The organism is Zongyangia sp. (assembly GCF_965361945.1).
In genome coordinates this window covers 1-7,303 of the sequence record NZ_CBDTOK010000136.1, presented here as the reverse complement: position 1 = coordinate 7,303, position 7,303 = coordinate 1, and the positions used below count along the sequence as shown (strand labels likewise).

The window sequence follows — 7,303 nt, the reverse complement described above, 5'->3', positions numbered from 1 at the left end:
GCGCTCCTCCCTTGTCATTACTCAGACTGATGTGGTGCTGCGTATGGGGAAACCGGAGGAGGATAACTTATGAGGATACTAGAGCGAATGTTTCATCTGACGGAGCGAGGGACCACCGTCCGCCGGGAGCTGCTGGGCGCGCTGACCTCCTTTTTCTCAGTGGCGTACATCCTGTTTGTCACCCCCAGCTATCTGTCCCAGACGGGCATGGACTATATCGGCGTGCTGCTGGCCACCTGTCTGTCCTCCGCCCTGGCCTGCTTTCTCTCCGCCGCGCTTAACCTGCCCTTCATGCTGGCCCCGGGTGTAGGCCTCAACGCCTTTTTTACCTATACCCTGTGCCTCACCATGGGCTACACCTGGGCCCAGGCGCTGGCGGTAGTAAGTCTGTCGGGAGTGGCCTATCTGCTGATTACCCTGACCCCTCTGCGGGACCAGATGATCTCCTGCATCCCGCCCAGCATGAAAAACGCCATCAGTGCCGGCCTGGGCCTTTTCATCGCCCTCATCGGCCTTTTAAACTCCGGGATTGTCCGGGCGGAGAACGGGTCGCTGCTGCTGGGAGAGATCGGCGCTCCTGCCACCTTCCTGGCCATTCTGGGCCTGCTGATCACCGGTGTGCTCATGGCCTGGAAGGTAAAGGGCGCCATGCTCATCGGCATTGTGGTCACCACGCTGCTGGGCTTTCCCCTGGGGGTGACCCAGACGCCGGAATCCATAAACCTCTCTTTGTCCTCCCTGCGCCCCCTGCTGCTGTCCCCGGATTTCGGCGGGGTGCTGTCTCTGGGCGTGCTGCCCCTGGTTACCGCCGTGGTCACCTTTACCATGTGCCTGTGTTTTGACACCCTGGGCGCCCTCATCTGCATTGCCGGGGCGGGAAATCTCCTGGATAAGAACGGAGGGCTGGGCCGGTACAGCCGGGGCATGACGGCGGTGGCTTTGTCCACTGCTGCCGCTCCGCTGCTGGGCGCGCCTCCCATTGGCATCCCGGTGGAGGGCTCCACCGGTGTGGCAGACGGGGCCAGGACCGGGCTGTATACCGCCGCCACCGGGCTGCTGTTCCTGGCCTCCATCCTGCTGGCCCCCATCGCGGGAATAATCCCGGGTGCGGCTACCTCCCCCGCCCTGGTGCTCATTGGAATGCTGATGATCCATAACGCCACCAACATCTATTGGCACCGGGTGGAGATCGCCCTGCCCTGCTTCCTCACCATGATCAGGATCCCCTTTACCTAGTCGGTGGCGGACGGAATTGGAGTGGGCTTCATCTCCTATACGGCCATCAGCCTGGTCAGCGGAAAGGGGAAAAAAATTCCCCCTGTTACTTACATTCTGACCTGCCTGTTTATAGCTATGTACGTCCTTTCCGCGATATAGGAGGCGAGACGCGATGAAACAACTGGATCAATTCTTCCATCTCTCACAGCGTGGCGCCACCCTGGCCGGAGAGATCCGGGGCGGATGCACCACCTTTTGTTCCATGGTGTACCTGATCCTGGTCATTCCAGGTCTGCTCTCCGGGGCGGGCATGAATTTTGGTCAGGTCATGACGGCCACCTGCCTGATCGCCGCCGTGGGCAGCATTGTGTCCGGCCTGGTATCCAATCTGCCCTTTGCCCTGGCCCCCGGCCTGGGCTTTCCCACCTTGTTTACCTATACGCTCTGCCAGCAGTACGGCTGCACCTGGCAGCAGGCACTGGTGCTGGTGCTGCTTTCCGGCGTGCTGTTTCTGGTCCTCGCCCTCAGCCCTCTGCGGGGACGGCTGAACGACGCTCTTCCCAGACCCTTTAAGTTTGCCCTGTCCGCCGGGGTTGGGCTCTTTCTCACCCTCTCAGGGCTTATCAACGCGGGTCTGATTATCGCCGACGGAAACCTGGTGGATATGGGGACTCTGGCCGCGCCGGAGCCGCTGCTGGCGCTGCTGGGCATTTTTATCACAGCGGTTCTGGTGATAAAAAAGGTTCCCGGAGCCCTCATGCTGGGCATGGCGTTGACGGTGCTGCTGGGGATTCCTATGGGGGTCACCATTCTGCCCCAAACGCCCATAGCCGCTCCTGAGCTGTCTCTGGCCGCACTGAAGCTAGACTTTACTGTTCTTGTGAAATTGGGGCCTATTCCCCTGATTTCCGCCCTGCTCTCACTGCTGGTATCCCAGTATTTTGACGCCCTGGGCACTCTTCTGGGCGTGGCGGAGGACGCCAAGCTGGTGGATACCACCGGCGACCTGCCCGGGCAGCGGGAGGCCATGCTCTGCTGCGGGGCTGCTACCTGCGCCGGAGCGCTGCTGGGAGTCAGCAATGTAACCGCCATGGCAGAATCCGCCACCGGCATTCGGGAGGGAGCCCGTACCGGCCTGTCCTCGGTAGTCGCCGGTCTGCTCTTCCTGTGTATACTGCCCTTTACGCCGCTGGCCGGAGTGGTGACCGGCGCCGCTCTGGCCGCCCCGCTGGTTATGGTAGGTATGTCCATGATGAGCGGCATTACTCAGATCACCTGGAAGCACGTGGAGATCTCCCTGCCCAGTTTTCTGATGATTGTGGGGATGCCCTTCACCTTTTCCATCACCACCGGCGTCATGCTGGGAGTCGTCTCCTATGTAGTGGTCATGATATGCCGGAAGCGAGCCCATCTGATCGATCCGGCCCTTTATCTTCTGGCTGCTGTGTTCATTCTAAATGCCGTGCTGGGCGCGGTCCCATAGCTGTTACATGAAAAAGGGGTTCCCGCAGAAATTTCGTCTGCGGGAACCCCTTTTTCATGTTCCATATTACAATACCAATCTAAATCGGAACCAGCTGTCTGTCAAGTCAAATTGGCAGACAGCGTCGTTTTTCTTGCAGAACGCGGAAATAGACTGCACTCCAAGGCCGTGTCCCGCACTTTGGGCCACCGGAAGTCCCTGGTCGTCAAAGGGAACCACTCCGCTGCAGGGATTGGAAATCTCCAGCATAATGCCAGGTACCCCGACCATCTTGCAGTGGATCTCCCGCTGCTCTACAGGCAGCTCCAGATTGGCGTGAATGGCATTTTCCAGCGCGTTGGCCAGGACAATGGCTAATTCGCTCTCATCCACCGGCAGCTTGTCAGGCAGGGCGATTTTTGCCTCCACCCGGATACCCTGTCGCTGAGCCTGGTCAAAGTAAGAGGAAAACACCGCGTCCAGCACCGGCGGACGGCACCAGCGGATCTCCTTTTGCTCGTCCAGCCTCTTTTGAGCGGTATCCAGAAACTCCAGCGCCGCCTCCCGGTCGCCCCGAACTACCAGCTCCGTCACGGCTTGGAGCTGATGACGCAGGTCGTGGCGCTGGATTCGGATGCTCTCCTCCACTTCTTTTACCCTATGTACTTTCTCTTTCAGCGCTGAAATCTGCACCGTCAGCAGCGCGGCGCTCTGCCGCTCCATCTGGATGCGGTACTGCGCCACCAGGCTTTTAAATACCGCAATATACACAAAGGCCAGAGGGACGACAGCGGCGTAGACATAGATGCGCTGCGCTTGATTTTCCAGATAACTGCCCGGCCAGGCAGCCACGAGAATGAGATATCCACAAAACACACAGGGGATAATGGTGAGCACCCCCCAGCGGGCAGGCATCACCTGGATCAGCATGCGGAACGGCTTGCGCAGGAAGCGCCATTCCAGATAGATCGCCGTCAAATAAAACGCGCACATCAACAGGAGATTCACCGTCCCTGAGAGGCCAAGGGACTCCGTCAGCCAGCGGATCATAGAGGCCGACAGTGCAGACACCATGATCTGCGTCGTGTAGTTGAACACTGCCTGGGCGGGGGTGTCGTTGGCAGCCCAGTAGGTGAGCAGGATGGCTGGAACAGAAATCGTGAAATAAAAAAGGCGGAGCAGCAACAGTTCCCCGCCAAACCGCAGCAAAACTAAGCTGGAGCAGGACACCCAAATGCTATAGATCGCCAAAACCAGCAGCAGCTTTCTGCGTCCAAAGCGAAAGTCAGTCAGGCTGGCCATCATTCCCACCGTCATCAGTGTGATGAAAAGGGTGCGGAAGAGCAGAAACATTTCATTTGTCATTGTAAATGCTCCTTCCCCAGCCAATAGCTGCCCCAGGCCTTTTTGAAGTCCGCTGCCGACGCCCGGGGCAGCGCTACAGTCTGCCCGTTGTCCAGCTGGGCAACCTGACCGTTTACCCCCGTCACATGCTGAAAATTCAGCACAAAGCTGGCCCCGCACAGGCAAAAACGCCGGTCCGCCAGCAGAGGCGCGGTCATCTCCCGAAAGGAGATCCGAATGCTTTGGGAGTCCACCGTGCCGTCGGTGCAGTAATAGCGTACGCAGCGCCCTATCCGCTCTACATATCGAATACGCTCCAGCAGAATACGCCGGGAACCGTCCCCGGTGCTTACCACAACAGCGCTACTCCGCCGCCGGTCCAGTTTCTCCATCGCTCCGTCCAGCACCTGAAAGAGTTTATTGTCTTCTACCGGTTTAAGAAGGTAAAAAAAGGCCCGGACATCATAGCTGTCGGCGGCAAAATCATTGGAACATGTCAGATAGACAATCTCGCCCCCGTCACCCATCTGCCGCAGTTCCCGGCCGGCATCAATGCCGCTGAGCCCCGGCATGAGAATATCGAGAATATAGAGGTCAAACCCGCCGACGGCCTCCGCCCGAGCCAACAGTGCACTGGCACTCTGAAACAACTCCAATTGTCCGTTCAGATGGGGATGGAGCTGAAGGTAGGTCTCCAGCAGCGCGCCTACCTCGTTGAGTTGCTTTTCTTCGTCGTCACATATGGCAATTCGCAGCATCGTTGCCCTCCGCCTTATTTGCAAGTACAAATTCTGCGCAATTTACAACAAATTTAGAACATTCTATTACATTTTAACCAGTTTTTGTAGGATGAACATAACACAGAACCTTAAGCTCGTCAAGAGAAGATTTTGAGCTGCAACCCGGCTGTGCTGCAGCCGCAAAATGCAGCACGACGGCTGGAAGCCCCTCGCATCCGCTTGATTTTCATCCCAATTTAAAAACTATAAAAAAGTATAAAAAAGTCCCCTGAAAACCAAAGTTTCCAGGGGGCTTTCCTTTCAACAGGACTTCACTCATACATCACACCATTGATTTCTACGGACGCAATGCTGTCTGTATCCACGATCCGGTTAAAGGTATAGGTGATGGTGACACCTTCCTGGTCAATCACCGCGTAGGTGTGGTTCGAAACAAAGTCGGCCTCGTTCTCCACCACATATTCAGAGCCGTCCGTATAATACAGCGTGATGCTGTCTATCAAATCATCATTGATCCCAAGGGGCACCAGATCCATTTGAATGCTTACGGGAGAGAGGCGGATCGCGCCGCTGGCCAGTTCAACACCTGCGATACCTACGTCGCCGGGCAATTCCAAGGAAATGTCATTTACCTTACTTCGATCTTCGCCTGAGCCAATACCAACACAGACATTTTTCTCAGCCGGGGCGGTAATGAAATATGTGCAGATGTATAATTTCGTTTCACTGCTCATAGCCGTATCCAGATAAGCGCGGCTGGAACATTGCACTCTTGTAAAAACAGGGGCCTCCGCAGGCCACCACAGCTCCCCATCGGGGAATACTTCATAACCGCTGACCCCATTGCTGTTTTCCACTGTGTAATAGAGCATCCCTGCCCGCGTTGCGGCGTCATACAGGAGCGCTTCCACACTTAACGTGTAGTCGCCGCATACAGCGCTTTCCCCTACGGCAAAAATGTACGGTGCGATCAATTCCTGGGCCAGGGTTTCATCCACCGGCACCCGCTCCCAGGCGGGAAGGTTTGTCATCAGCCGGCCATCCTCATCATACTCTACGATACCATTTCCGGAGCTTACATTCTCGCCGAACAGCGCATGGATCATCGATGTCGGGTTTTCATACCGGAGAAAGCCTACTGCAGCGGCTGTGACAACGCCGCACAAAACAGCAACTGCTGCGGCCAGGGCAATGGTTCTGGACAATTTGGCATGTTTTCTGGTCTTGTGTGTCATATTCATTACCTCCACAAGTACATCTTCGGAGGCATGAAGGGAAGAAAAGGTTTCCTGATAGAGTTTTTTGTCAAACATGGCTGCCTGCCTCCTGAAGATTGGATTTAAGGATTTCCCGTCCACGTCTTAATCTGGTGCGGACAGTTGCATTGGGCATCTTTAAAAACTCGGAAATTTCCTGGCAAGAGTAATCCTCATAGTAGTGCAAAAAGATTGGAACACGATACTTTTGAGGCAGGTCCATCACCGCATAGAACAGCTCACTATGCTCCGGGGATATAAAAGAGAGTGTCGAAGCATAATCCTCAATCGGCTCAGTTCGTTTCCACGGCGATAAAAATGTTTTTTTACATTCGTTAATGGTAACACGAATCAGCCAATGCTTAATATGCTCCTCACTGTCAAAGGCTTTATCTGTGTGATAGAGCTTAATGAGAACATCCTGCGTTATGTCATCTGCTTCGGATCGGCTTTTTGTGTAGTTGAACGCCAATCGAAATACCGTATCCATATACAATTTTGCAAGCCGGGTAAATTGTTTATCATTCAACATAGTTTATTCTCCCTGAAAAGCTTTTCACTCATAATATCATTGAGCAATCAAAATTGTTTCAAGGTTTAAAATTTTTTCTGAAAATGAAAAAAGCATTGCATTCGGTTTGCCCCGAGCGGCGTGCAAATGCTTTTTTCGGGCAGAAGCTTACGCCCACTCTTTTCACCAAAACCGAAGAACAGAAAAAAGAATCCGAAAGCACCTCAAGCACGTTTCCTTGCTTTTCAGCTTTTAACATGTAATACAAAGAAAAAGGCAGCTCCCGCAATTTCCCCGTCGTTGCCCCTGTGAGCCGCCATATAGCCCCGAGGAGGGCTGGGTAGGGCGGCAGAGATACCCCCCCTCAAAATCTGCGTCGCAAAACAACGGTATCCTCCATGCGGGGTCACTATGATGCCGGGTTCACTCTCCGCACCTACACCCACGCCACGCGGCAAAAGCAGAATGAAGTCGCTCAAACGATGGGCAGCTTCATGGCACAGGTCATGTAACGCAGAGAAAAAACGCCGGGCGGGAAGCACAACCTTCCTGTCCGGCACTCTTTAACCCTTTCCGCGTATGGGTCACAGTGTGGGTCAACCATCTGCACCACACTTTGACCCACATCCAAAAATCAAAAATTGCAACAAAAAAGCCTTGAAAACCCAAGGTTTTCAAGGCTTTTTGGAGCTGCTACCCAGATTTGAACTGGGGACCTCATCCTTACCAAGCGACCCCAGAACTTTTTTCTAACTATTTTTGTCGCTTTATG

Annotated in this window: 6 protein-coding genes and 1 pseudogene; 3 read left to right on the top strand and 4 right to left on the bottom strand. The window is 54.8% G+C overall.

Features of this window, described 5'->3' with window-relative positions:
- The first annotated feature begins 69 nt into the window (after nucleotides 1–69).
- Both ACZ25G_RS08880 and ACZ25G_RS08875 read left to right on the top strand, forming a co-directional pair.
- The gene (locus ACZ25G_RS08880) at nucleotides 70–1,236 is read left to right on the top strand and encodes an NCS2 family permease (protein WP_463682195.1); all 1,167 of its coding nucleotides are present in this window, start codon (nucleotides 70–72) and stop codon (nucleotides 1,234–1,236) included.
- 154 nt (nucleotides 1,237–1,390) lie between these two features.
- The gene (locus ACZ25G_RS08875; protein ID WP_463682194.1) at nucleotides 1,391–2,701 is read left to right on the top strand and encodes an NCS2 family permease; all 1,311 of its coding nucleotides are present in this window, start codon (nucleotides 1,391–1,393) and stop codon (nucleotides 2,699–2,701) included.
- Nucleotides 2,702–2,767: 66 nt separating this feature from the next.
- On the opposite strand, the gene ACZ25G_RS08870 is transcribed toward ACZ25G_RS08875, so the two are convergent.
- From ACZ25G_RS08870 to ACZ25G_RS08855, 4 genes are all read right to left on the bottom strand, one after another.
- Complete coding sequence (locus tag ACZ25G_RS08870; RefSeq protein WP_463682193.1) at nucleotides 2,768–4,045, bottom strand: sensor histidine kinase; 1,278 nt, start codon at nucleotides 4,043–4,045, stop codon at nucleotides 2,768–2,770.
- Complete coding sequence (locus tag ACZ25G_RS08865) at nucleotides 4,042–4,782, bottom strand: LytR/AlgR family response regulator transcription factor (protein WP_463682192.1); 741 nt, start codon at nucleotides 4,780–4,782, stop codon at nucleotides 4,042–4,044. Before ACZ25G_RS08865 ends, ACZ25G_RS08870 begins: the two co-directional genes overlap by 4 nt.
- A gap of 293 nt (nucleotides 4,783–5,075) precedes the next feature.
- On the bottom strand, nucleotides 5,076–6,077 hold the full coding sequence (locus tag ACZ25G_RS08860; protein WP_463682191.1) for a hypothetical protein: 1,002 nt from the start codon (nucleotides 6,075–6,077) through the stop codon (nucleotides 5,076–5,078).
- On the bottom strand, nucleotides 6,070–6,552 hold the full coding sequence (locus ACZ25G_RS08855) for a sigma-70 family RNA polymerase sigma factor (RefSeq protein WP_463682190.1): 483 nt from the start codon (nucleotides 6,550–6,552) through the stop codon (nucleotides 6,070–6,072). Before ACZ25G_RS08855 ends, ACZ25G_RS08860 begins: the two co-directional genes overlap by 8 nt.
- Before the next feature lie 365 nt (nucleotides 6,553–6,917).
- Here ACZ25G_RS08855 and ACZ25G_RS08850 point away from each other — a divergent pair.
- Nucleotides 6,918–7,043, top strand: a pseudogene (locus ACZ25G_RS08850) (tyrosine-type recombinase/integrase); the annotation flags it as partial.
- Nucleotides 7,044–7,303 lie beyond the last annotated feature (260 nt).